This is a genomic window from Pseudomonas sp. FGI182 (assembly GCF_000511325.1).
Classification (GTDB): Bacteria; Pseudomonadota; Gammaproteobacteria; order Pseudomonadales; family Pseudomonadaceae; genus Aquipseudomonas; species Aquipseudomonas putida_Z.
The window spans coordinates 891,799-913,800 of record NZ_CP007012.1; the positions used below are offsets into that span (position 1 = coordinate 891,799).

General features: G+C 63.2%; 19 protein-coding genes. 7 read left to right on the forward strand and 12 right to left on the reverse strand.

Annotation, left to right across the window (positions count from 1 at the left end):
- Positions 1–69: 69 nt before the first annotated feature.
- Positions 70–291, reverse strand: coding sequence for a DUF3820 family protein (locus tag C163_RS04020; protein ID WP_015268980.1), 222 nt, complete (start codon positions 289–291; stop codon positions 70–72).
- Positions 292–494: 203 nt separating this feature from the next.
- Here C163_RS04020 and C163_RS04025 point away from each other — a divergent pair, with 203 nt between their 5' ends.
- Positions 495–971: a PA2169 family four-helix-bundle protein gene (locus C163_RS04025; protein WP_025337730.1), complete on the forward strand. Its 477-nt coding sequence runs from the start codon at positions 495–497 to the stop codon at positions 969–971.
- On the opposite strand, the gene C163_RS04030 is transcribed toward C163_RS04025, so the two are convergent.
- From C163_RS04030 to norR, 11 genes are all read right to left on the reverse strand, one after another.
- Complete coding sequence (locus C163_RS04030) at positions 968–2,458, reverse strand: GGDEF domain-containing protein (RefSeq protein WP_025337731.1); 1,491 nt, start codon at positions 2,456–2,458, stop codon at positions 968–970. The genes C163_RS04025 and C163_RS04030 overlap by 4 nt on opposite strands.
- Positions 2,459–2,691: 233 nt before the next feature.
- Positions 2,692–4,026 carry an OprD family porin gene (locus C163_RS04035; protein ID WP_025337732.1) on the reverse strand — a complete coding sequence of 445 codons (1,335 nt, stop codon included), beginning with the start codon at positions 4,024–4,026 and terminating at the stop codon, positions 2,692–2,694.
- A gap of 205 nt (positions 4,027–4,231) precedes the next feature.
- On the reverse strand, positions 4,232–4,456 hold the full coding sequence (locus tag C163_RS04040; protein ID WP_025337733.1) for a hypothetical protein: 225 nt from the start codon (positions 4,454–4,456) through the stop codon (positions 4,232–4,234).
- Positions 4,457–4,744: 288 nt separating this feature from the next.
- Positions 4,745–6,148, reverse strand: coding sequence for a heavy metal sensor histidine kinase (locus C163_RS04045; protein WP_025337734.1), 1,404 nt, complete (start codon positions 6,146–6,148; stop codon positions 4,745–4,747).
- The gene (locus C163_RS04050) at positions 6,123–6,797 is read right to left on the reverse strand and encodes a heavy metal response regulator transcription factor (protein ID WP_025337735.1); all 675 of its coding nucleotides are present in this window, start codon (positions 6,795–6,797) and stop codon (positions 6,123–6,125) included. Before C163_RS04050 ends, C163_RS04045 begins: the two co-directional genes overlap by 26 nt.
- Positions 6,798–6,806: 9 nt before the next feature.
- Positions 6,807–9,899, reverse strand: a complete 3,093-nt coding sequence (locus C163_RS04055; RefSeq protein WP_025337736.1) for a multidrug efflux RND transporter permease subunit — start codon at positions 9,897–9,899, stop codon at positions 6,807–6,809.
- Positions 9,896–11,059 (reverse strand): efflux RND transporter periplasmic adaptor subunit, encoded by a 1,164-nt coding sequence (locus tag C163_RS04060; protein ID WP_025337737.1) that lies wholly within the window; start codon positions 11,057–11,059, stop codon positions 9,896–9,898. Before C163_RS04060 ends, C163_RS04055 begins: the two co-directional genes overlap by 4 nt.
- Positions 11,060–11,340: 281 nt before the next feature.
- Positions 11,341–12,075: a YkgJ family cysteine cluster protein gene (locus C163_RS04065; RefSeq protein ID WP_025337738.1), complete on the reverse strand. Its 735-nt coding sequence runs from the start codon at positions 12,073–12,075 to the stop codon at positions 11,341–11,343.
- On the reverse strand, positions 12,072–12,383 hold the full coding sequence (locus tag C163_RS04070; protein WP_025337739.1) for a hypothetical protein: 312 nt from the start codon (positions 12,381–12,383) through the stop codon (positions 12,072–12,074). Before C163_RS04070 ends, C163_RS04065 begins: the two co-directional genes overlap by 4 nt.
- Positions 12,384–12,471: 88 nt before the next feature.
- Positions 12,472–13,371, reverse strand: coding sequence for a chemotaxis protein (locus tag C163_RS04075; RefSeq protein WP_025337740.1), 900 nt, complete (start codon positions 13,369–13,371; stop codon positions 12,472–12,474).
- Between the two features lie 189 nt (positions 13,372–13,560).
- Complete coding sequence (norR, locus tag C163_RS04080; protein ID WP_025337741.1) at positions 13,561–15,114, reverse strand: nitric oxide reductase transcriptional regulator NorR; 1,554 nt, start codon at positions 15,112–15,114, stop codon at positions 13,561–13,563.
- A gap of 154 nt (positions 15,115–15,268) precedes the next feature.
- Here norR and hmpA point away from each other — a divergent pair, with 154 nt between their 5' ends.
- The 6 genes from hmpA (at position 15,269) to cyoD (ending at position 21,999) form a co-directional block, all read left to right on the forward strand.
- Positions 15,269–16,447 (forward strand): NO-inducible flavohemoprotein, encoded by a 1,179-nt coding sequence (hmpA, locus tag C163_RS04085; protein ID WP_025337742.1) that lies wholly within the window; start codon positions 15,269–15,271, stop codon positions 16,445–16,447.
- Positions 16,448–17,007: 560 nt separating this feature from the next.
- Positions 17,008–17,514, forward strand: a complete 507-nt coding sequence (locus C163_RS04090) for a disulfide bond formation protein B (RefSeq protein ID WP_025337743.1) — start codon at positions 17,008–17,010, stop codon at positions 17,512–17,514.
- A gap of 559 nt (positions 17,515–18,073) precedes the next feature.
- On the forward strand, positions 18,074–19,018 hold the full coding sequence (gene cyoA, locus C163_RS04095) for a ubiquinol oxidase subunit II (RefSeq protein ID WP_015268993.1): 945 nt from the start codon (positions 18,074–18,076) through the stop codon (positions 19,016–19,018).
- Between the two features lie 3 nt (positions 19,019–19,021).
- Positions 19,022–21,040, forward strand: a complete 2,019-nt coding sequence (gene cyoB, locus C163_RS04100; RefSeq protein WP_025337744.1) for a cytochrome o ubiquinol oxidase subunit I — start codon at positions 19,022–19,024, stop codon at positions 21,038–21,040.
- A gap of 3 nt (positions 21,041–21,043) precedes the next feature.
- Complete coding sequence (cyoC, locus tag C163_RS04105) at positions 21,044–21,667, forward strand: cytochrome o ubiquinol oxidase subunit III (RefSeq protein WP_025337745.1); 624 nt, start codon at positions 21,044–21,046, stop codon at positions 21,665–21,667.
- On the forward strand, positions 21,667–21,999 hold the full coding sequence (cyoD, locus tag C163_RS04110; protein ID WP_025337746.1) for a cytochrome o ubiquinol oxidase subunit IV: 333 nt from the start codon (positions 21,667–21,669) through the stop codon (positions 21,997–21,999). The genes cyoC and cyoD overlap by 1 nt, the downstream gene beginning before the upstream one ends.
- The last annotated feature ends 3 nt before the right edge of the window (positions 22,000–22,002 follow it).

Here is a 22,002-nt window from a genome sequence, read left to right on the forward strand (position 1 = left end):
TACTGCACAGGCATCAGGTCCGCGCGGTCTCTGTGGGAGCGGGTTCACCCGCGAAGAGGCCTGAACAGGTCAACGCCCGTGCTTCTGCCGCAACGGCACAAGCAGATCGCCCAGCCCGTTGTGATCGATCTCGTGCATCAGCGCCAGCAACCCACCCAATTCCCCCGCCGGGAAACCCTTGCGCGCAAACCAGGCCAGGTAATCCCCCGGCAGGTCGGCAATGATTCGTCCCTGGTACTTGCCAAACGGCATGGTGCGGGTCACCAGCAGTTCGAGGGTTTCCGGCTTCATGATCGGCGCACCTGGCTGTTGAAAAGCGCCGACCATACTGCAATCTGCACGAAGGCCCAAGCGGCAATCATGCAGAACGCCGTTTTCAGGTTCTGCTCTGATATTTGTATCTATATGATTTATAAGGATTTTATCGAGATTAAAGGCTTGGCACGAACACTGCTCCGTTACAGATGACTATCACCTGCCAAGGAGTTTGTGCCATGAGCAATCCCAACAAAGATGTGATCGACGTGCTGAACGACCTGATCGAGTACAGCAAGGATGGCGAGAAAGGCTTCAAGGCCTCGGCCGATGATGTGAAGAACCCCGAACTGAAAGCGTTCTTCGTTCAACGTGCCGGTGAGTGTGCCAATGCGGCCGGCGAACTGCAGAGCGAGGTGCGTCGCCTGGGTGGCGACCCGGAAACCTCCACCAGCATCAGCGGTGACCTGCATCGGGGTTGGGTCAACCTCAAGGCGATGGTCACTGGCAAGGATGAGGAAGCGGTGCTGAACGAGGTGGAGCGGGGCGAGGACCATGCCCTCAAGGCCTACAAGGAAGCCCGCGAGAAACTGGTGAAGCTGGGCCGCACCGCCAGCGACCAGACCTACACCCTGGTGGAAAAACAGCTGCAAGGTGTACAGCGCAACCATGACCAGGTCAGGGCCCTGCGCAACGCCGCCCGCGCCCGCGCCTAGTCGGCAGGCCCCTCTACCCGGTTGCGGCCTTTGGCCTTGGCCCGGTAGAGCGCTTCGTCCGCAGCACCCAGCACCCTCGCCAGATCGTGCTGGGTGCCTGACAGGCCGATGCCGATGCTCACCGTGACCGAGTGGGCATCATCGGCAAACGGCGCCAGCGCCTCGACACTGGCGCGGATGCGCTCGGCCAGCAGCTGCGCACCGGCCAGGTCGGTTTCCGGCAGCACCACCTGAAATTCCTCCCCACCGTAACGCGCTGCCAGATCGGCCGGGCGGCGGATGCATTCCTCGATGGTCCTGGCCACTTCGCGCAAGGCATGGTCGCCACCGGCATGGCCGTGGCGCTGGTTGAACGCCTTGAAATGATCCACATCCACCATCAGCACCGCCAACGGCTTGCGGTTGCGCTGGGCACGGGCCCACTCCTGGCGCAGTACCTGGTCCAGGCGGCGGCGGTTGGCCAGACCGGTCAGGCTGTCGGTGGCAGCCAGGGTCGCCAGGCCCTGTTCCGCCTCTTGGCGGCGGCGCAGTTCGCGGCCCAGCAGCAGGGTCAGCGAGAGGATGCCGACACAGAGTACCCCGGTGGCCACGCTGACCAGGATCGCAGTGCGGCGCCAGGACTCGAACACATCTTCGGCCGAATGCACCACCAGTACGATCAGCGGAAGCTGCGCGACCCGGGCGAAGGTGTACATGCGCGGTTTGCCGTTGCGGCTGGAGCGGGCGGTGAAGCTGCCGCTCTGCTCGCTGAGAATGCGTTTGAAATTGGGCCGCTCGGCATAGTTGCTGCCGATCCGCGGGTCTTGCGTGCGGCTGGGCTGGCGAGCCAGCAGTTGGCCGTCGGTGTTGAGCAGGTTGATGCTGCTGTCATCGCCAATGTCCAGGCGCTGGAACAGCTCACTGAAGTACGACAGGCGCAGTGCACCCGCTGCCAGGCCGGTGAACTCGCCATTGGCGTCGGAGATACGCCGGCTGAAACTGATGCACCAGTCCAGGTCGCCCAGCTTGGCCTTGAATGGCGGGCCCACCAGCAGGCCGAGGTTGGGGTTGTGCAGGTGCGCCTGGAATACCCCGGTGTCGCCGAAGTTGGCCTTGCGTGGCACGCTGCTGGTGGAGTCGCCCACCACATTGCCTTGCTTGTCCAGCCACAGCACGTCACCGCGCTTGCGGTCGACGAAGGCTTCATTGAATAGCAGGCGTTGGCGCACCGGGCCGGGGATTTCCGGTAGCTCCTTGCGCCCAACTGCCCAGATCAGGCCCTGCAGCGATTGGTCGTAGAGTTCGACGTTGCGCAGGATGTCGCTTTCGATCAACTGGACGATATTGTTGGACGAGCGAATTGCCGACAGCTCGACATTGTCGCGCTCGCGCGCCAGCAGGTAGCTGACGATGGCCACGATGGCGAGCACGGCAAGGCAACTGCCCAGATTGAGGATCAGCTCGGGGTGCGACCTGTAGTGTGCGAAACGCGGTAATCGGGTGGTCATGCTCGCTACTGCGTGGGCAGGGCCATTCGCGGCGGCGACATTCTAGGGAAGCGGGGATTGTCGGACAAGATTTGTCCGACGGAATCACGGTATACCTTATTCTGGACTGACCGCGAACCTTGTGGGAGCGGGCATGCCCGCGAAGCAAGCACCGCGGTGCATGGCACCGGCGTCGCCGGTGTTCGCGGGCACGCCCGCTCCCACAGGTTGGATGTCTAGCTTGCGGGCCTGGATCAGAACACGTTCAACGGGTAATCAACGATCACCCGCAGTTCATCGTTGTCGCTGTTGCTGTCGATCGACGCATAACCCTGGCTGCCACGGTGGGTGGCGTAGCGCACCAGCACCGACAGGTCCTTCAGGTCACCCTCCTGGAACACGTACTTCACGTCCAGGTCGCGCTCCCAGTGCATGGCGTTCTTGCCATCGGCACGGTAGTAGTCGTAGTGGGTGCGGTCCTGGACGGCCTTGGTCAGGTCGGCTTCACCGCGCGAGTACGACAGCACCGTGGTCAGGCCAGGGATGCCCACACCAGCGAAGTCATAGTTGTACTGCAGCTTCCACGAGCGCTCGTTCGGTGCGTTGAAGTCCGAGTACATGCGCGAGTTGTCTAGGTAGATGCTGTCGCCCAGGTTGATGTAGTCGAACGGCGTGTTGCCATTGACCCGCTGGTAGGCGGCGGTGACGCTGTGGAACCCGGCGTTGACGGTGAAATGCACGCTATAGGTGTTGTTGTCGATCTTGCCCAGCAGGGCCTGGCCGGTGTCCTGGGTGTGATAGAAGTGCACGCCCGGGTTCAGGCTGACCAGGTCGTTGACCACGTAGGTGTAGTCGAAGTCGGCGTAGTACTGGTTCCAGATGTCCTTCAGCTCGGCCGCATACAGGTTGGCGGTGATGTTCGGGGTACCGCTCCACGACGCGCCGGCCCAGTTCAGGTGCTTGCTCTTGTCGTGCTCGCCCAGCGAACCGTAGTAGGTGTCGATGCGGCGGTGGCCGCTCTGGTTGTACGGCTTGGTGAAGCTGACCTGGCCGCCTTCGAGCAGCAGGCCGTCGATGCTGGTGTTGGTCAGGCTCACACCACGGAAGGTCTGCGGCAGCATGCGGGTTTCGCCGCCGGCGATCACCGGGTTGGTGAGGAACAGGTCACCGGCTTTCAGCTCGGTGTCGAACGCCTTGAGCTTGACTGCGGCACCGGCGGTGGAGAACGAGTGCGGGGCAGCACCCAGTTCGTCTTCGTTCTTTTGGTGGGTCGGCAGGATGCTGGTGCCAGCATGGCCGCCGCCACCGTCGAGTTTCAGGCCCAGCATGGCGTGGGCGTCCAGGCCAAAGCCGACCACACCTGGGGTGTAGCCCGACTCGAAGCGTGCAACCGCGCCCTGGCCCCACTCGCGGGTATCGCGCACGCCGGCGTTGTGGTTGTCGCGGTTGAAGTAGGCATTACGGAAATGCAGGTTGAAGGACGAGCCTTCGATGAAGCCATCAGCCTTGTCTTCATCTGCCTGCGCGGCGAAAGGGATCGTTGCAGTCAACGCAATGAACAGCGGGGTAAAACGAAACGCGGAAGGCACCGGTACTAGCTCCTTGGGTCTGGCGGTGGGGCAGTTTTTATTTTCGAATGTGCGTCTTTTTTATAGGTGGACGTTACAGCTGGGCTGATAGTTGAAGCACATAAAAAAAGCCGCTGATCGGCAGCGGCTTTAAAAGGCTAACATATCGGCACCGGTGGTGCCCATGGCGTAGCCAAGGGAAAACGGGAGCAGCGACAGCGCTTGATCAGCTGTCGGCATTGGCATCGACAGAGACCTTGGAAGCGGTCTGGTTTGCGTCTTTGGCGGCGTCGGCCTGCTGTGCGGCTACGGTTTCGCGGGCCTCTTGGTGGACTGCGGCGAACTCAGCATTACGGGTGACGAAAGCATTGGATTCTTCGGCCATGGCCAGGGGCGACAACAACAGGGAAGACAGGACGAAGACGCTGGCAATACCCATACTGTTGGACATTTGAAACTACCTTCTTGCGGTGCAAGTGCTAATGAGGACGGGGGTAAAGTTAGTCCTTCCAATGCACTTGAAACAGAGCGAAGCGCGATAAGCACTGTTGCGTAAAAGGTAACTATCGCAGGAAAAGCAATTGGACTTTCGCCGCAAACCCCCAGCCTAGAGCACTTCCACGGCCCTTTGTAGGAGCGGCCTTGTGTCGCGATGGGGCGCGAAGCGGCCCCAGGTTTTGTGCCACAGCAACAATTGCCGGGGGCTGCTACGCAGCCCTTTCGCGACACAAGGCCGCTCCTACAGAGACCGCGCAGGCCTCAGAACTGGCAATTGGATGCCGAATGTATTGAACCCAGCGGCACTACGCACGAACACCTCCCCACCATGCATCAGCGCAATCGCCTTGACGATCGCCAACCCCAACCCATGGTTACCCCCACCACTGTTGCTACGTGCCGCATCCACCCGGTAGAAGCGTTCGAACAGCAACGGCAGGTGCTCATCGTCGATCGCCGGCCCCGGGTTGCTCACGGCGATGCTGACCTGCTGCGGCCCGGCATCGATCTGCACCTTGATCACCTGGTGCGGTGCGGTGTGCTGCACGGCGTTGTTCAGCAGGTTGATCAGCGCCCGGCGCAGCTGGGCCTTTTCGATGGGCGCCCGGGCATCGCCGCTCACGCTCACGCTGACCTGCGCGTCTTCGAGAATGTAGTCCAGGTAATCGAGGGTGGTCGCCACTTCCTCGGCCAGCGAGGCCTGGGTCAGGGCAGTGGCCTTGCTGCCCTGATCGGCACTGGCCAGGAACAGCATGTCGTTGATGATGCTGCGCAAGCGCTCCAGCTCCTCAAGGTTCGATTGCAGCACTTCGAAGTAATGCTCGGCGCTGCGCCCGCGGGTCAGCGCCACCTGGGTCTGGCCGATCAGGTTGGTCAGCGGCGAGCGCAGTTCGTGGGCGACGTCGGCATTGAACGCCTCCAGCCGCGAGTAGGCCTGGCTTACCCGGTCGAGCGCCGCATTGAAGGCGCCGGCGAACTGCGCCAGCTCCGGGGCCAGGGCGTGGGTCTGCAGGCGCCCGTCCAGGCGCGGAGGGGCCAGGGCCTGGGCCTCAACGGACAATGCCAGCAGCGGGCGCAGGCCGATACGCGCCACCCAGTAGCCCAGTAGCGAGGCCAGCAGCACGCCGAGCACCGCCAGCCCGACAATCGCCACCAGCAGGCTGTGCTGCGCCTGCCAGAATGTTTCGGTGTCGATGCCGATCAGAAAGCGCAGCGGCGGCCGCTCGCCCAGGGCCGGCAGTTCGCTGACCAGCACCTTGTAAGGGTAGGGCCGGTCGGGCAGGCGCAGGTCGCGCATGCCCTGCGCGCCTTCGGCGAAGGCGCGGACCAGCTCGCTGGGGTGGCCGTATTCGTAGGCTGGGTTGCTGCTGACCACCCAGAAGCGAATGCGCTTGTCCTCTTCACTGAGCAGGTTGAGCTTGTTGTTGATCTTGACCCAGTGCTCCGGTGTGCCGAAACGGTTGAGGGTGGACTCGAGCACGCTGAAGCGTGCGTCCAGTTCGGCCTGCGGCAGCAGGTCGAGGCTGCGGTCGACCTGGCGGTACAGCGCCGAACCGATCAGCAGGAACACGCCCAGCGCCACCAGGATGAACAGCGCCGACAGCCGCAGTGCGATGGAATTACCCCGCACGGTTTTCCAGGACATAGCCCATGCCTCGGATGGTGTGCAGCAACTTGTTGTCGAAAGGCCCGTCGAGCTTGGCGCGCAGGCGCTTGATCGCCACTTCGACGACGTTGGCATCGCTGTCGAAATTGATGTCCCAGACCAGCTCGGCAATCGCCGTCTTCGACAGGATTTCACCTTGTCGGCGGGCCAGCACGCTGAGCAGCGAGAACTCCTTGGCCGTCAGCTCCAGGCGTTGGCCGGCGCGCGTGGCCTTGCGCGCCATCAGGTCGATCCACAGGTCACCCACCTGCACCTGCAGCGGTTCATGGTTGCTGCTACGGCGGGTCAGGGCTTGCAGGCGGGCGACCAGTTCGAGGAAGGAAAACGGCTTGCCCAGATAGTCGTCGGCACCCTCGCGCAGGCCATGGATACGGTCTTCGACCCGTTCACGGGCGGTCAGCATGATGACCGGTGTCTGCTTGCGCGCGCGCAGGGCGCGCAGCACGCCATACCCGTCCAGGCCAGGCAGCATCACATCCAGCACGATCACCGCGTAGTCGCCTTCCAGGGCCAGGTGCAGGCCATCGATGCCGTCCCGCGCCAGGTCGACGGTAAACCCCTGCTCGCTGAGGCCGCGATGCAGGTAGTCGGCGGTTTTTTCTTCGTCTTCGATGATCAGCACACGCATGGTCTTGTCCTAACTGGCACTGGGCGCCGCCGCACGGGCGGCCTGGCGGCGGTGGAACAGGCGCTCCAGGGCCAAGTATATGACCGGGGTGGTGAACAGCGTCAGCGCCTGGCTCACCAGCAGGCCGCCAACCACGGCGATGCCCAGTGGCTGGCGCAGTTCGGAACCGGTGCCGAAGCCGAACATCAGCGGCACCGCGCCGAGCAAGGCGGCCAGGGTGGTCATGATGATCGGCCGGAAGCGCGTCAGGCAGGCCTGGCGGATCGCCTGCTCCGGGGTCAGGCCCTGGCGGCGTTGGGCTTCGAGGGCGAAGTCGATCAGCAGGATGCCGTTTTTCTTGACGATACCGATCAGCAGCACCACACCGATCAGCCCCATGATGCTGAAGTCCTGGCCCATGGCCCACAGCAGGATCAGTGCGCCGAGGCCGGCCGAGGGCAGGGTGGAGATGATCGTCAGCGGGTGGACGAAGCTTTCGTACAGCACGCCGAGGATGATGTACACCGCCACCAGCGCTGCCAGGATCAGCCACGGCTGGCTGGACAGCGAACTCTGGAAGGCCTGGGCCGCGCCCTGGAAGTTGCCGCTGATGGAGTCGGGCATGCCCAGCTCGCGCTGGGTGCGCTCGAGGATGGTCACCGCATCGCCCAGGGCCACGCCCGGGGCCAGGTTGAACGACAGGTTGGCTGCCGGGAACAGGCCATCGTGGCTGATCGACAGCGGCCCGGTGCTGGGCGGCGCCACATGGGCCACTGCCGACAGCGGCACCATCTCGTTGGTCAGCGGCGAGCGCAGGTAGAAGTAGTTGAGGCTTTCGGCCTTGCCGCGCTGGCGGGCATCCAGTTCGAGGATCACCTTGTACTGGTTGGTCTCGGTCTGGAATTCACTGATCTGCCGCTGGCCGAAGGCGTCGTACAACGCCTGGTCGACGTCGGTGGTGGTCAGGCCGAAACGTGCCGCAGCCTGGCGGTCGATATCGATGCGGGTGACGCTGGCGCCCAGTTGCAGGTCGTTGGACAGGTCGCGGAACGCCGGGTTTTCCCGCAGGCGCTCGGTCAGGCGCTGGGTCCACAGGTTCAGCGCCATGCCGTCGTTGCTCTTGAGCACGTACTGGTACTGGGTGCGCGACGGGCCGGAGCTCAGGTTGATGTCCTGGCCGGCACGCATGTACAGGACGATGCCTGGTACCTGGGCCAGCTTGGGCCGCAGCCGGTCGATCAGTTCGCTGGCCGATACATCGCGTTCGCCACGCGGCTTGAGGGCGATCCAGAAACGGCCGTTGGCGATGGTCTGGTTGCTGCCGGTAACGCCCACCGAGTGGGAGAACGCGCGCACCGCCGGGTCGGCCTCGATGATTTTGGCCAGCGCCTGGTGCTTCTCGATCATCGACGGGTACGACACATCCGCCGCCGCCTCGCTGGTGCCGAGGATGAAGCCGGTGTCCTGCAGCGGGAAAAAGCCCTTTGGGATACCCACGTAACCGGCCACCGCCAGGGCCAGGGTCAGGCCGAACATGCCGAGGGTCAGGCGCTGGTGGGCGAGGGCGCGGTCCAGGCCCTTTTCGTACCACCTGACCAGCCGCTCGCCGAAACCGCCCTTGTGCTCTCCGGGCGGGCGGCGCATGAACAGTGCGCACAGGGTTGGCGCCAGGGTCAGCGAAACCACCACCGAAATCAGGATGGTGGCGGTGGCGGTAAGGGCGAACTCCTTGAACAGCCGGCCGACCACGCCGCCCATGAACAGCAGCGGGATGAACGCGGCGATCAGCGAGAAACTGATCGACACCACGGTGAAGCCGATTTCCCCGGCGCCCTTGAGCGCCGCCGTGCGGCTGTCGTCGCCGGCCTCCAGGTGGCGGTGAATGTTCTCCACCACGACGATGGCATCGTCGACCACGAAGCCCACCGAGATGACGATGGCCACCAGGGTCAGGTTGTTCAGGCTGAAGCCGAAGATGTACATCAGCGCGCAACTGGCGATCAGCGATACGCCGAGCACGCTGGACACCACCATGGTCGCCGACCACTGGCGCAGGAACAGTGCCATCACCCCGATCACCAGGGCCACGGCGATCATAAGGGTCAGCTCCACTTCATGCAGCGAGGCACGGATGGTCTGGGTGCGGTCCTGCAGCACCGACACTTCGACCGAGGCTGGCAGCATCTCCTGCAGCTTGGGCAGGGCAGCCAGTACCCGGTCCACGGTATCGACGATGTTGGCGCCAGGTTGGCGGAAAATCACCAGGTTCAGCCCGGGCTGGTCGCCGGACCAGGCTTTGACATAGGCGTTCTCGGCGCCATTGATCACCTTGGCCACGTCCTTCAGGTGCACCGGTGCACCGTCACGGTAGGAGACGATCAGCTGGGCGTAGTCGTCGGGGTGGAACAACTGGTCGTTGGCGGCGATGGTCGACACGCTGTGTTCGCCGTACAGCGCACCCTTGGCCAGGTTCAGGCTGGTCTGCTGGATGGCCTGGCGCAAGTCGGCCAGGGTCAGGCCGATGGCGGCCAGTTTCTCGGGTTGCGCCTGCACACGGATCGCCGGGCGCAGTTGCCCGGTGATGTTGATCAGGCCGACCCCGTCGATCTGGCTCAGCTGGCGCGCGAGCAGGGTTTCGGCGTAGTCGCTGAGGTCGTTGCCAGGCATCTGGCTGGAGCTGACCGTCAGCACCAGCACCGGGCTGTCGGCCGGGTTGACCTTGCGCCAGGTCGGCGGGTTGGGCAGGTCTTGCGGCAAGCGCGCGGTGGCGGTGTTGATGGCCGCCTGCACTTCCTGGGCGGCGGTGTCGATGTTCTTGTCGAGCGTGAACTGCAGGATCAGGTTGGTCGAGCCCAGTGCGCTGCTGCTGGTCATCTGGGTCATGCCGGGGATGGCGCTGAACTGCACTTCCAGCGGCGTGGCCACCGACGAGGCCATGGTTTCCGGGCTGGCGCCGGGCAGCTGGGCGGTGACCTGGATGGTCGGGAAGTCGGCTTCCGGCAGTGGTGCCACCGGCAGGCGCGGGAAGGCGATGGCCCCCAGCAGCACCAGGGCGAAGGTCAGCAGCAGGGTGGCGATGGGGTGGTCGATGCACCAGGCCGAAACACCGTTGCGCGTGTTCATGGCTGGCTCCGGCGGTCGGCCATTTCCGACGGCGCGGGGGCGTCGGGGGCCACCTCGACCCGCGAACCGGGCTTGAGCCGCGACTGGCCATCGAGCACCAGGCGCTCGCCCGGCTTGACCCCGGCAATGATGTTCAGCCCGCTGTCCTGGTACAGCACCTTGACCGGCACACTGGTGACCTTGTCACCGTCCAGGCGGTAGACAAAGTGCCCGTCGACGCCGCGCTGTACCACAGGCGGCGGTACCACCAGGGCGTTTTCTTCCACGGCGGTGCGCAGGCGGATGGTGACCAGCTGGCCCGGCCACAGGCGGCCGTCCTTGTTGTCGAACTCGGCTTTTACCCGCACGGTGCCGGTGGTGGCGGAGATCTGGTTGTCGATCAGTGCCAGGTGGCCTTCGCCGAGCAGGCTGCGTTCGCCGTCGGCATCCATGTAGGCCTGCACCAGTGCCGGGGTGGGCGCCTTCAGCAGGCTTTGCAGGGTCGGCAGCATTTGCTGCGGCAGGGCGAATTCGACGGCGATCGGGTCGATCTGGGTGACGCTGAACAGGCTGCGGGTATCGCTGGTGCGCACCAGGTTGCCGGGGTCGACGTTGCGAATACCCACCCGGCCGGTCACTGGCGAGCGGATCTGCGTGTACGACAGCTGCACCTCGGCATTGGCGATGGCCGCCTGGTTGCCCTTGACCGTGGCTTGCAGGCGGTTGACCAGGGCCTGCTGCTGGTCGAGGGTCTGCTTCGAAACGCCGTTGTCGGTACTCAGCAGGCGGTAGCGCTGCAGGTCGACGTTGGCTACCTGGATCTGTGCCTGGCTCTGGCCGAGTTCGGCACGGGCCTGGTCGAGGTTGGCGCGGATGGCGCGGTCGTCGAGGGTGGCCAGCAGGTCGCCTTCCTTCACCCACTGGCCTTCCTTGACCAGCACCTGGGTCAGTACCCCCTCCACTTGCGGGCGCACCTCGACGCTGTGCAGCGACAGCACCGAGCCGATGGCGCTGGCATAGCGCGGCACGTTCTGCTGGACGACACTGACCACGCGCACCGGGATGGCGGTTTGCGCACGGGCGGCAGGTGCTGGCTGGCGCTGGCCGAACCAGATACCCGCTACCGCCAGGACCAGGAGTGCCAGGGCGGCGAGGATGACAGGGCGGGACGGACGTCGCATCGGTGCGGGCACCTTGGCCAGAGGGGAGGGGAATGGTTGTCTGTATTCAAGCTTATAGCCCCCGAACCGGGTCGGCAGCGTGACCGCTGGCTGACAGCGCTGTCAGTTTTGCCTGCCGCGCCACCACGCACCTGGCATGCGAACTGCGACCCCTGTGGGAGCGGGCATGCCCGCGAAGAATACAACGCGGTGGATGGCACCGGCTGCGCCGGTGTTCGCGGGCACGCCCGCTCCCACAGGCTTTGGTTCTTGAGCAAGGCAGTTGCCCTGCAAAGGCATAGCTAGAAGCTGATGAAGGCGTAATACACCGGGGGCTCGTTGGTGGTGCGCAAACCATGTTCCTGCAAGCTCGCCACCAGCGCCGCGTCCTCCACATGCAGGGTCCACTGTGCCCGGCCAACCTCCGGTACCTGGGCCAGGGCCGCGCTGAACGCGCCCATGTCAGGTAAGTAGGCAGTAAACCCGTTGCCCTTGAGCGCACTGGTGGTCATGCCCAGCGCCTGGCACACCGCCACCTTGGCGGCGATGTCATCGCGGTCGGCCTGGCGCGAGGCCTGCACCAGCGCCTCCAGCCCGGCATCGACCAGTTGCTTGCCGTGAATCAGCTCCGGCCCCTGTTGCCAGGCCTCCGGCGGGCAATCCTTGCTGCCTGGCCGCAGCGGGATATGCGGGTTTATTTCCACCGGGTAGATGCGACAGACCAGCGGCCGCTCGTCATAGATGGTGCACAGGTCGTTATCGTCGAGGTTGCGGCAGCGCCCGGGGTTGAAGGCGGCAAAGGTCACCGATACGCGCGCCTCGCCGTCGCCGCAGGGCACGGGATGGGAACGACGCAGCACATGATCACGCTGTTCTACCGGCATGCCAGGGCCGTCCGCCACGAAGGCTTCGATCAGCACCACCACCTGGCCGCCGTTGTCCGCCCAGCGGCGCGCTTCGGCCAGGGTCAAGGGCACGTGGTGGCCGGTACAGCACTTGCCGCAGCCGGTACAGGCGAAACGCAGGCTGTCGGTCATTTGGCTTCCGGGCTCCACTCGCTGACGAAGGCGCGCTGGTGCTGGCGGTCGTACAGGCACAGCTCGGTGCCGGTGCGCTGCTGCATGTGCTTCTGGGGGTAGACGCCTTCGATCAGCAGGGCGCTCATGCCGACCTGGTCATCGAACTCGGCGGGCTTGCTGCGGGCGTGGGCATCCTTGAACTGGCTGGCGGCCAGGCAGGCCTTGAGCATCTGCTGGCGCTGCTCGTTCCAGGCCTGGCTGCTGGAGGCCTGGGCGATACCGCTGAAGAGGGCGCAACTGATCAGGATAGAGCTGAGAAACTTCATACGCGATTCCGGCAAGTTACTTGCGAGGGGCGCGAATTATGCCCGACTCGACCCCGGCGGCAAGCCGGGGAGTTTGTCTCCGAATATATCAGCGCTCGGCGAACACCACGGCGCGCGCCGCCACCACCAGACAATCGGTCAGCTCCGGCGAGGAGAACTTGGTGAGGATGGCATTGGCCCCGGCCTGGGTAGCCTTTTCGCTGCTCATGGCGCTGTCCAGCGAGGTGTGCAGCAATATGTACAGGTGCTGGAAATCGGGGGTTTCGCGCAGGGTGCGAGTGAAGGCGTAGCCGTCCATTTCGCTCATTTCGATGTCGGAGACGATCACGTTGATTTCCTGCGCGGTGCCTTGCAGTTCAAGCAGCACGTTGATGGCGTCCTTGGCGCTGCGCGCGGTGTGGCATTCGATGCCGAGGTTGCGCAGGGTGTGCACCGACTGCTGCAGGGCCACCTGGCTGTCGTCCACCACCAGGATGTTGGCGGCGGCCAGCAGGCTGGCGTCTTCCTCGCTCAAGGTGCCGTGAGGCGCCTCGGGCACCGGCGGGGCGATGGCATGGATGACTTTTTCGATGTCCAGCACCTGCACCAGGGTGTTGTCGACCCGGGTCACGCCGGTGATGAACGAGCGGCTGCCCGAGCCGTAGGGTGGTGGTTTGATGTCGGTGCTCAGGCAATGCACGATGCGGCTGACCGCCTGTACATGCAGGCCTTGGCGCGAGCGGCTGATCTCGGTGACGATCAGGCAGCCGCCGTCCGGGTCGGCCAACGGCCGTTCGCCGATGGCGCGGGACAGGTCGATGACCGACAGCGGATTACCGCGCAGGGTCGCCACGCCTTTCACGTGGGGGTGCGATTCGGGCAGCTTGGTCAGCGGCGGGCAGGGAATTATCTCGCTGACCTTGAGCAGGTTGATTGCCATCAACTTGCCGCTGCGCAGGGTGAACAGCAGCAGGGACAGCGAATCCGCGCGGGCATTTTGCGTGGCCATGGTGACCTTCGTGGGGAACAAGGGATAACCGGTTATCGGCCTGTTTTGGTCGGGCTTTAGCGGGCGTGGGGATTCTGGGGCTGCTTTGCAGCCGATCGCGACACAAGGCCGCTCCTACAGGGGATCGCGGTCCCTTGTAGGAGCGGCCTTGTGTCGCGATGGGGCGCAAAGCGCCCCCAGGATTCCTACTCAGCGCAGCCCCAGCCTACGGGCCAGGCGACTAAGGTTGGCGCGGTCCAGACCGAGTTCCCGGGCAGCCGCTGCCCAGTTTTCTTCGTGCCGCTGCAGGCAGGCCTCGATCACCTGGCGCTGGTAGTCGTCGACGGCTTCGCGCAGGCCCCCCTCGGGTAGCGGCGCCGCCGGCAAGGGCACAGCAGGGGAGGGCGGGGTGCCGGGCGTTGCCGTTGCGCGCAGGTCCAGGTCGATGGCTTCCAGGGTGAGGATGCGTGGCCTGTCGGAATGTTGGCCCAGCGCCTTGAGCGCCGAGCGGCCGATCAGGTGTTCCAGTTCACGCACGTTGCCTGGCCAGTCGTAGGCCAGCAGCGCGGCCTGGGCCTCGCTGCTCAGGCGCAGGCTGTTCAGGCCCAGGCGCGAACGGTTCTGTTCGAGGAAGTAGCCGGCCAGTAGCAGCACATCACGCCCACGTTCGCGCAACGGCGGCACATGCAGCGGGTATACGCTGAGGCGGTGGTAGAAGTCGGCGCGGAAGTTGCCAGTGCGCACTTCTGCTGCCAGGTCGCGGTTGGTGGCTGCGATCAGGCGCACATCCACCCGGTGTTCGCGATCCGAACCCAGGCGCTGCAACTGGCCGCTCTGCAGCACGCGCAACAGCTTGGCTTGCACCGTCAGTGGCAGCTCACCGACTTCGTCGAGGAACAGTGTGCCGCCATTGGCCAACTCGAACTTGCCGCGGCGCTCGCCATGGGCGCCGGTGAAGGCACCGCGCACATGGCCGAACAGTTCGCTTTCCACCAGGGTGTCTGGCAGGGCGGCACAGTTGAGGCTGACCAGCGGTTTGTCGGCGCGGTTGCTGGCCTGGTGCAGGGCCTGGGCCACCAGCTCCTTGCCGACACCGGTCTCACCGGTGATCAGTACGGTCAGGTCGCTGCCACCGACCAGGCGGATTTCCTCCACCAGGCGTTTGTGCGCAGGGCTCTGGCCAATCAGCTCTTTATCCTGGCCGCTGGCCTGGCGATAGATCTCCGCGCGGTGGTGTTCGTCTTCCGCACGCAGGGCCAGGTGCTCGATGCGCTCGGCCACGGTGACCGTGGCGGCGGCCAGGCTGGCGAAGGCCTGCAGGGCGCCCAGCTCCAGGCTCTGGAACTGCCCGGGGGTGAGGGCATCGAGGGTAACCAGGCCCCAAGGGCGCTCGTCGACCATCAACGGGCAGCCCATGCAGTCATGTACTTCCAGGTTGGCATCGGGGGCGTTGACCAGGCCGTCGTAAGGGTCGGGCAGCTCGGAGTCGCTGGCGAAGCGGGTGGGTTCCGCGCTGCTGAGCAGGATCTGGAAGCGTGGGTGCTCGCTGACCCGGAAGCGCCGGCCCAGGGTATCGGGGCTCAGGCCGTCCACTGCCAGCGGCACCAGCCACTCGCCGTCCAGGCGCAGCAGCGCGGCGGCATCGCAGGGCAGCAACCCACGCATGGCCTGCAGCAGGCGGCGATAGCGTTCCTGGTCGGGTAGGTCGCGGGAAAGGTCGCTGACCAGGGGCAGCAGGGTGGTGAGCAGGGGCTTCGTGGTCATATGGACTCCTGTGGGTCGATATGACTATACGTCGAGGTGGGTCGTTTTGACATGACCTGCGTCAAACCCCTGATTTTGCTGGAGATAAAAGTTGGCATGGTTGATGTAATAGCTCGGGCAGTCATTTGAAGCCACAGGCTCAGGAGTTGTTGCAATGCTCAATGCCGAACAACGTGCAATCATCAAGGCCACTGTCCCCCTGCTGGAAAGCGGCGGCGAAGCGCTGACCACCCACTTCTACAAGATGATGCTCAGCGAGTACCCGCAAGTGCGCCCGCTGTTCAACCAGGCCCACCAGGCCAGCGGTGACCAACCGCGCGCCCTGGCCAACGGCGTGCTGATGTATGCCCGCCACATCGACCAGCTTGAGCAGCTTGGCAGCCTGGTCGGCCAGATCATCAACAAGCACGTTGCCCTGCAGATTCTGCCGGAGCACTACCCGATCGTCGGCAGCTGCCTGCTGCGCGCCATCGAAGAAGTGCTGGGCAAGGAAATCGCCACCCCTGCCGTGATCGACGCCTGGGGCGCGGCCTATGGCCAGCTGGCCGACATCCTGATCGGTGCGGAAGAGAACCTCTATAAACAGAAGGAAGAAGCCGAAGGCGGCTGGCGCGGTACCCGCGAATTCCGCCTGGTGCGCCGTGAGCAGGAAAGCAGCGAAATCGTTTCGTTCTACTTTGCCCCTGTGGATGGCAAGCCGGTGCTCAAGGCCGAGCCTGGCCAGTACATCGGCCTGAAGCTGGACATCGACGGCGCCGAGCAGCGCCGCAACTACTCCCTGTCGGCACTGTGCGACGGCAAGGAATACCGCATCAGCGTCAAGCGCGAGGCGGGTGGCAAGGTTTCCAACTACCTGCACGATGTGCTGGCGGTGGGCGATACCCTGCAGCTGTTCCCGCCGGCTGGCGATTTCACCCTGGCAGCGAGCGACAAGCCGCTGGTGCTGATCAGCGGTGGCGTGGGTATTACCCCGACCCTGCCAATGCTGCAGGCGGCACTGCAAACCCAGCGTGAGGTGCATTTCATTCACTGCGCCCGTAACGGCGCCGTGCATGCCTTCCGCGACTGGATCGACGAGCTGGCCGAGCGTCACCCGCAGCTCAAGCGCTTCTACTGCTATGCAGAACCGCAGGGTGGTGCCGCGGCTGATGCCGTGGGCCTGCTGAGCGAGGACCTGCTGGCCGAGTGGCTGCCGCAAGAGCGAGACGTGGATGCCTACTTCCTCGGGCCCAAGGGCTTCATGGCGGCGGTCAAGCGCCAGTTGAAGGGCCTGGGTGTGCCAGAGCAGCAGAGCCGCTACGAGTTCTTCGGGCCGGCGGCTGCGCTGGAGTGATGTAGCGCCTGCACTGGCCTCTTCGCGGGCTTGCCCGCTCCCACAGGTACCCCACAGGATCTGAAGTCTGTGGCGTACCTGTGGGAGCGGGCAAGCCCGCGACGAGGCCGGTACAGGCTCACAGCGTATTCATCCCAGCCGCTGGCAAGCCAGCTCCCTTGCAGCACTGCTCCCGCCCGTGGGTAATCGAGAACGAAACGGTCGATCGCATTCGCCGCCTGGGGGCTGGCTTGCCAGCGGCTGGGCCGCACTTCACCTTCCTGCCTATATATAAAGGAGAGATGAAAGCCGCTGTGCAGCTTTCATCTTTAATCCTCCTTTAATCACGGTATCCTTCACTCCCGGGTGTCGAGGGGCTTGCCCCTGCGCGGCACCCGGGCAGCCGCTTTTTTGCCGCCCGGCGTTGAACCGACGTCGTTGCGGCCGGTCTCAGCCACACCGGATAGCCCTGCGCAGCGCTATCACGCCGCTTCCTCGGCACGCTCAAAGGCCCTGCCCAGCGTGTAGACTTGCGCCAGGCAGGCGGATCACGCTGCCACTATCCATCGAAGGAACCGGCAATGAACGAACAAACATCGCGCCTGAATCGGGAACGGCGCTTTCTGGTACTGTTGGGCCTGATCTGCCTTTCGCTGATCGGTGGCGCCCTCTACATGCAGATAGTCCTGGGCGAGGCACCATGCCCGCTGTGCATCCTGCAACGTTATGCACTGTTGTTCATCGCCGTGTTCGCCTTCATCGCCGCGGCGATGCCCGGGCGCCGCAGCCTGACCTTCTTCGAGGCACTGGTGGTACTCAGCGCCATTGGCGGAATCGTTGCGGCCGGCAACCATGTGTATATACTCGCCAACCCCATGGTCAGTTGCGGCATCGACACCCTGCAGCCGATCGTGGACGACCTGCCGCTGGCCAAGCTCTGGCCGCTGGTGTTCCAGGTCGACGGCTTCTGCAGCACGCCGTACCCGCCGATCCTCGGTCTGTCGCTGGCGCAATGGGCGCTGGTGGCGTTCGTCCTGACGGCCGTCCTGGTTCCGCTCGGGATCTACCGCAACCGACGCCAGGCTTAGACAAAAGTCCCGAACGGCATGGGGTCTTTTACGCCGCATGAGAAGAGGGAAAATTCGCTCACCGCTTGATCCAGATCAACCCAGAGGCCTTGCAGAATGCGGCTTTGGGGCCTATCAAGCGGGGTGCGACAAACTGTCGCGAAGTTGAATTATTGAGCAGTATTGTTGCAGATTCTGTAAAGGACTGTTGCTCAATAAGTCATAGTCAAGGGTTGGCGACCTATCTACAATCGCCCCCAATTTCCGTTCGGCACTGCTTGCAAGTCGCAGGATTGAAGGAAGCCCCAGCGCTCCTTTTTGCTGACTTCGTCAAGTTTCGCCCAACGGCGATACCGGGCGGACCCCCCTCCGCGTTTTCCCGCACCAAATGGACTTGGTCTGAAGTACAGGCCTGTTGCCTACGAAACCATAAGCACCGCTAACCCGCTTGACGCCAAGGTCCTGCAGTCGGACCCCGGGCAGGAGCGAGTACGGGCGCGAAATGCCGCACTTGGCAGGACGAAGTGTTGGCTACCAAAACACAAATTGCATTGAAGCAAGCTGATCTAGAGGTCGTGAGATGAGTAAAAAGCGTTACCCCAGACTGTTTGGCATATTGCCCTTTTTAGGCATGCTTTTACTCAGTGGGTGCAACTGGACCCTGCTCGACCCGAAAGGTCAGGTCGGCATTGAGCAAAAGAACCTGATCCTGATCGCTACCGGCCTGATGCTGCTGGTGGTGATTCCTGTCATTATCATGACCGTGGTTTTCGCCTGGAAGTACCGTGCTTCCAACAAGGCTGCCACCTACACCCCTGACTGGTCGCACTCGACCAAGATCGAAGCCGCGGTGTGGATCATCCCGATCCTGATCATCATCGCCCTGGGCTACTTCACCTACCACTCCACCCACAAGCTGGACCCGTACCGTCCGCTGGATTCCGATGTGAAGCCGGTGCAGATCGACGTGGTCGCGCTGGACTGGAAGTGGCTGTTCATCTACCCGGAGCAGGGCATTGCCACGGTCAACAAGATCGTCTTCCCGGCTAACACTCCGGTCAACTTCCGCGTCACTTCCGACGCCGTGATGAACTCGTTCTTCATCCCGGGCCTGGGCGGCCAGATCTACGCCATGGCCGGCATGACCACCAAGCTGCACCTGATCGCCAACGAAAACGGCGAGTTCGACGGTATCAGCGCCAACTACAGCGGTGCTGGCTTCACCGGCATGAAATTCAAGGCTACTGCCACCTCTCAGGAAGACTTCGACAAGTGGGTCGCCGAGGTCAAGCAGTCGCCGAAGAAGCTGGACAAGGCCGAATACGACGCCTTGGCCAAACCAAGCGAAAACAACCCAGTCGCGCTGTATAGCGAGGCTTCGCCAGACCAGTTCCAGCTGATCGTCGACAAGTACGAAGGCATGAACCGCGGTCGTCCGAGCCACGAAGAAGCAGGCAGCAAAGATCTGGCCACTACCAAGGGTGTGGAATCGAGTATGCAACCAGCTGCCGGTGCAGAGGAGTAAGAGATGTTCGGTAAACTAAGCCTGGAGGCGATACCCTATCACGAGCCGATAGTCATGGTGACGCTTGCCATGATCGCGCTCGGCGGTATCGCTGTCGTCGGTGCTATCACCTACTTCCGCAAGTGGACCTACTTGTGGAGCGAGTGGTTGACGACTGTCGACCACAAGAAAATCGGGGTGATGTACATCATCGTCGCGATGGTCATGCTGCTGCGCGGCTTTGCCGACGCCATCATGATGCGTACCCAGCTGGCTGCCGCTACCGGTGGCTCCGAAGGCTACCTGCCGCCTGAACACTATGACCAGATCTTCACCGCTCACGGTGTGATCATGATCATCTTCATGGCGATGCCGTTCTTCACCGGCCTGATGAACCTGGCGGTTCCTCTGCAGATCGGTGCACGTGACGTTGCCTTCCCGTTCCTGAACTCCCTGAGCTTCTACCTGCTGCTGGCAGGCGTGCTGCTGGTCAACATCTCGCTGGGCGTTGGTGAGTTCGCCAAGACCGGCTGGGTTGCCTATCCGCCGCTCGCGGGCATTCAGTACAGCCCTGGGGTGGGTGTCGACTACTACATCTGGGCGCTACAGCTCTCAGGCTTGGGTACGACGCTTACCGGCGTGAACTTCCTCGTCACCGTGATGAAGATGCGCGCACCTGGCATGAAGCTGATGGACATGCCGATCTTCACCTGGACCTGCACCTGGGCCAACGTGCTGATCGTGGCTTCCTTCCCGATCCTGACCGCTGCACTCGCTCTGCTGACTGTTGACCGTTATCTGGACTTCCACATCTTCACCAACGAGCTTGGTGGGAACCCGATGATGTACGTCAACCTGTTCTGGGCGTGGGGTCACCCTGAGGTCTACATCCTGATCCTGCCGGCCTTCGGTGTGTTCTCGGAAGTTACCTCCACCTTCTCCGGCAAGCGTCTGTTCGGCCACCACTCGATGATCTACGCATCGGGCGCCATCGCCGTGCTGGGCTTCGCTGTATGGCTGCACCACTTCTTCACCATGGGTGCCGGCGCCAGCGTCAACACCTTCTTCGGCCTGGCGACGATGCTGATCTCCATTCCGACCGGTGTGAAGCTGTTCAACTGGCTGTTCACCATCTACCAGGGCCGTCTGCGCTTCACCGCGCCGATCATGTGGACCCTGGGCTTCATGATCACCTTCTCCATCGGTGGCATGACTGGCGTTCTGCTGGCTGTTCCAGGTGCTGACTTCGTGCTGCACAACAGCCTGTTCGTAATTGCTCACTTCCACAACGTGATCATCGGTGGTGCGGTATTCGGCTACATCGCCGGCTTCGCCTACTGGTTCCCGAAAGCCTTCGGTTTCACCCTGAACGAGAAGTGGGGCAAGGCTGCCTTCTGGTTCTGGATCTCGGGCTTCTACGTAGCGTTCATGCCGCTGTACGCCCTGGGCTTCATGGGCATGACCCGTCGTCTGAACCACTCCGACAACCCACTGTGGGAACCCTACCTGTACGTAGCTGTTGTCGGCGCCGTGCTGATCCTGTTCGGTATCGCCTGCCAGCTGATCCAGCTGTACGTATCGGTTCGCGACCGCAACCAGAACCTGGACGTGACCGGCGACCCATGGGGCGGCCGTACCCTGGAATGGTCGACTTCGTCGCCACCTCCGTTCTACAACTTCGCCCACATGCCTGAGAAGGTTGGCCTGGACGCCTGGCACGAAGCCAAGGAAGCCGGTGTCGCCTACAAGCCTGCGGCCAAGTACGAAGCGATCCACATGCCGAGCAACACCGCCACCGGTTTGTTCATGGGCCTGTTCCTGACCGTCTTCGGCTTCGCCTTCATCTGGCACATCTGGTGGCTGGTTGGCGCGAGCCTGGTTGCAACCATCGCTGTCTTCGTTCGCCACGCTGCGCGTGACGACCAGGGCTACATGGTTCCGGCCGAAGAAGTGGCGCGCATCGAAGGCGAGCGCATGAAAGCGCTGGCCAAAGCAGGTGCTCTGCCTGCCGGCGCACGTGTCGAATCGTTTGAGCGGGTGTAATCAATGTCCAGTCAAGTAATGCACGGTGCTGCTCATGGTCACGACCATGGGCATGACGACCACCACCACGACTCGGGCCAGATGACCGTACTCGGTTTCTGGCTGTACCTGATGACCGACTGCATCCTGTTTGCGTCGCTCTTCGCCACCTACGCGGTGCTGTCCGGCAGTTTTGCCGGCGGCCCGTCGGGTCATGACATCTTCCAGCTCGATTTCGTAGCTGTTGAAACGCTGTTCCTGCTGCTGTCCTCGATCACCTTCGGCTTCGCCATGCTGAAGATGTTCGATGGCAAGAAAGCTGGCGTACTGGGCTGGTTGGCTGTGACCTTCCTGTTCGGTGCAGGCTTCATCGCGATGGAAATCTACGAATTCCATCACCTGATCGCTGAGGGCTTCGGCCCGCAGCGCAGTGGCTTCCTGTCGGGCTTCTTCGCCCTGGTAGGTACCCACGGTCTGCACGTGACCGCCGGCCTGATCTGGATGGCAATCATGATGTACCAGATCAACAAGCACGGCATCACGCCGACCGCCAAGACCCGCATGAGCTGCCTGAGCCTGTTCTGGCACTTCCTGGACGTGGTCTGGATCTGCGTATTCACCGTCGTCTACCTGCTGGGAGTTCTGTAATGGCTAACGCACACGACACTCATCACGAAGGTAACCACGGCAGCGTCAAGTCGTACATGATCGGCTTCATCCTGTCGATCATCCTGACTGCGATCCCGTTCGGCCTGGCCATGTCGCCAAGCCTGCCGAAGAACCTGACCGTTCTGATCATTGTTGCCATGGCCGTGATCCAGGTAGTAGTGCACCTCGTGTACTTCCTGCACATGGACCGCTCGAAAGAGCAACGTAGCAACGTGTCGACGTTCCTGTTCACCGCTCTGGTGATCGCTCTGCTTGTCGGCCTGTCGCTGTGGATCATGTTCAGCATCCACTTCGAAATGTTGGCCAAGTGAGGT